Annotated in this window: 3 protein-coding genes; all 3 read right to left on the bottom strand. The window is 39.9% G+C overall.

Annotation, left to right across the window (positions count from 1 at the left end; all coding sequences use genetic code 11):
- Positions 1-1,051, bottom strand: a 1,051-nt coding sequence (gene xseA / locus CEF22_RS18675) for an exodeoxyribonuclease VII large subunit (protein WP_198508041.1), incomplete at its 3' end; no start/stop codon positions are given.
- Between the two features lie 86 nt (positions 1,052-1,137).
- Positions 1,138-2,004 carry a bifunctional methylenetetrahydrofolate dehydrogenase/methenyltetrahydrofolate cyclohydrolase FolD gene (gene folD / locus CEF22_RS07610; RefSeq protein WP_100402379.1) on the bottom strand — a complete coding sequence of 289 codons (867 nt, stop codon included), beginning with the start codon at positions 2,002-2,004 and terminating at the stop codon, positions 1,138-1,140.
- Between the two features lie 30 nt (positions 2,005-2,034).
- Positions 2,035-2,421 carry a transcription antitermination factor NusB gene (gene nusB, locus CEF22_RS07605; protein ID WP_100402378.1) on the bottom strand — a complete coding sequence of 129 codons (387 nt, stop codon included), beginning with the start codon at positions 2,419-2,421 and terminating at the stop codon, positions 2,035-2,037.
- Positions 2,422-2,721 lie beyond the last annotated feature (300 nt).

The following is a 2,721-nucleotide window of genomic DNA, read 5'->3' as shown; positions in this document are numbered from 1 at the left end:
GGCTTCTTTGTAAACGATTGGTCAGCTCATTGATTCGAATATGAGTCTGTTTCAAGTAAAGAGCCTGTTCTTTAACCAATTTTTCAGTTAATCGATCGAGTCGTTCCGCTTGTTGACGATACAACGTCTCTGGATTGCGCATAATATAAGAGCTTTTGACGGTTTCATATCGTTTTCTTTCCCGCCGAATCTTTTCTGACATCGCTCGAATTAAACGTGTTTTTCTTGTAACTACTTTTTCGACAACTTCTTCGATATGCGGTACAGCAAGCTCTGCTGCCCCTGTTGGTGTCGGTGCCCTCATGTCCGCAACAAAATCAGCAATCGTGACATCTGTTTCATGACCGACAGCTGAAATAACAGGAACTTGTGAGGCGCTAATCGCTAAAGCTACCTGTTCTTCATTAAAGGCCCAAAGTTCCTCAATCGAGCCGCCCCCACGTCCAACAATTAACACCTCTGCCCGACCATCATCATTAGCTTTTTCAATCGCTGATACAATCGAAGGAGCGGCGTTCTCTCCTTGAACAAGGGCTGGGTAGACGAGCATTTGGGCAACTGGATAACGCCTTTTAATCGTTGTTATAATATCTCTCACAGCTGCTCCTGTTGGTGAGGTAATAATCCCAATCACTTTAGGATAGACAGGTAGTGGGCGTTTTTTGTCAGCATCAAACAATCCTTCTTTTTCCAACCGTTTTTTTAGCTGTTCAAACGCTAGATAGAGATCACCGATTCCATCCGGCTGCATCGCCTTCACATACATTTGATATTGACCGCCTGCTTCATAAACGGTGATATCTCCCTTGATTAACACTTGCATTCCGTTTTCTGGCTTAAACTTTAACGATCGATTGGCGGAGGAAAACATAACCGCCAACATCCGAGCCTGATCATCTTTTAAAGTAAAGTACATATGTCCGCTAGAGTGCATTTTAAAGTTAGAGATTTCTCCTTTAACAAGCACATTGGTCAAATGTGGATCGGCATCGAATTTTCGTTTTATGTATTTCGTTAACGCTTTAACTGTTAAATAGCGTTGAACATCCATCTTCCATTCCACCTTTTTTGGTCAAGCTAAAAAGCTGCCTCCCCATTATAACATGTTCGGGAGGCAGCTTTGACATTTCAAACTGCTTATTTAGATGCCACCATCGCTGCTTTTTGTTTCGCAGATTGCACGGTATTAAACAATAACATCGTAATTGTCATTGGACCTACACCACCTGGAACTGGTGTAATCGCACCTGCCACTTCTTTAGCACTTTCGAAATCAACATCGCCACAAAGCTTGCCATTCTCATCGCGGTTCATTCCAACGTCGATCACAATCGCTCCTGGCTTGAAATCTTCCGCCTTTAAAAATTTCGCTTTACCAACAGCAGCGATCACTACATCTGCTTGCTTTGTAAAAGAAGAAAGGTCTTTCGTTCTCGAATGACAAACCGTCACTGTCGCGCTCTCTTTTAAAGAAAGTAATGCGGCTGGTTTACCAACGATGTTACTGCGACCAACAACAACGACATGCTTGCCTTCTAAAGAAATATTTTCTTTTTCAAGCATTTTCATGATGCCATAAGGCGTGCAAGAGTAGAACGCTTCTTTCCCGATTGACATCTTACCTACACTGACTGGATGAAAGCCATCTACATCCTTTTCAGGAGCAATCGCATCAATCACTTTGTCTTCTGAAATATGAGAAGGTAATGGCAATTGAACAAGAATGCCATGAATATTTTCATCCTCGTTCAACTCTTGCACTTTTTCAAGCAATTCCACTTCTGTAAGATCAGCCGGATAGCGATAGATTTCTGAATGGATTCCTACCTCTGCACAACCTTTATCTTTATTTCTAACATACGTTTGTGATGCTTGATCTTCCCCGACTAAAATAACCGCTAAGCCTGGAGTGATTCCTTTTTGCTTTAACGTTTCAATTTCTCCCTTTAATTCTTGACGAATATCTTTCGCAATTTGTTTACCATCGATGATTGTTGCTGTCATGATTGTTTCCCCCTTGTTAATCATTCGTTATTATATCGAATCTTTAATTCGTGATAATACACCATTAATAAATTTGCTTGAGCGCTCATCGCTAAAATGCTTAGCTAGCTCTACTGCTTCATTGATTGCCACTTTATCAGGCACATCTTCCACATATTTCATTTCATATACCGCTAATCGTAAAATATTTCGATCAACTTTCGCTAAACGATCAAATGACCAATTCTCAAGATTATCCTTAACGACTTGGTCAATCTCTTCTAAGTGAGAAGTCGTACCCATCACACTGTTTTGTAAATATTCATCAACTGGAGCGCCCTCTAATACATTTTGGATCGCTTCTTCTGGGGTTGCTCCACTCATATCGATTTGATAAAGTGCCTGCAGGCTTTTTTCACGTGCTGTACGTCTTTTCATTCATTTAAACTCCTTTTGCTTTTTCATCATAAAATGATAATAGCATAAAATAAAAAAAATACACACGCTCTTGCGAAAAAGGATGTGTTTTATTTAAAAAGCTTTGCCGAAATCAACGCACCGCTTTAACATAATCTATTTAAAACGAAAATATCCCATTGTTGTCCAAGTGCTGACTAAACCAAAATAGCCCAGTCATCATCAGAAAGACAAACATAATAAACAAAATATGTTTCCACTTGTGCATAACTAATATGCCAATATATTCACGTATGAGTGCATTGATCCAAAAATATCCTA

The sequence above is a fragment of the Bacillus sp. FJAT-42315 genome (genome assembly GCF_002797375.1).
Taxonomy (GTDB): domain Bacteria; phylum Bacillota; class Bacilli; order Bacillales; family Domibacillaceae; genus Bacillus_CE.
Note: the sequence above shows the minus strand (reverse complement) of the source record. Positions and strands in the feature narration are given on the sequence as shown.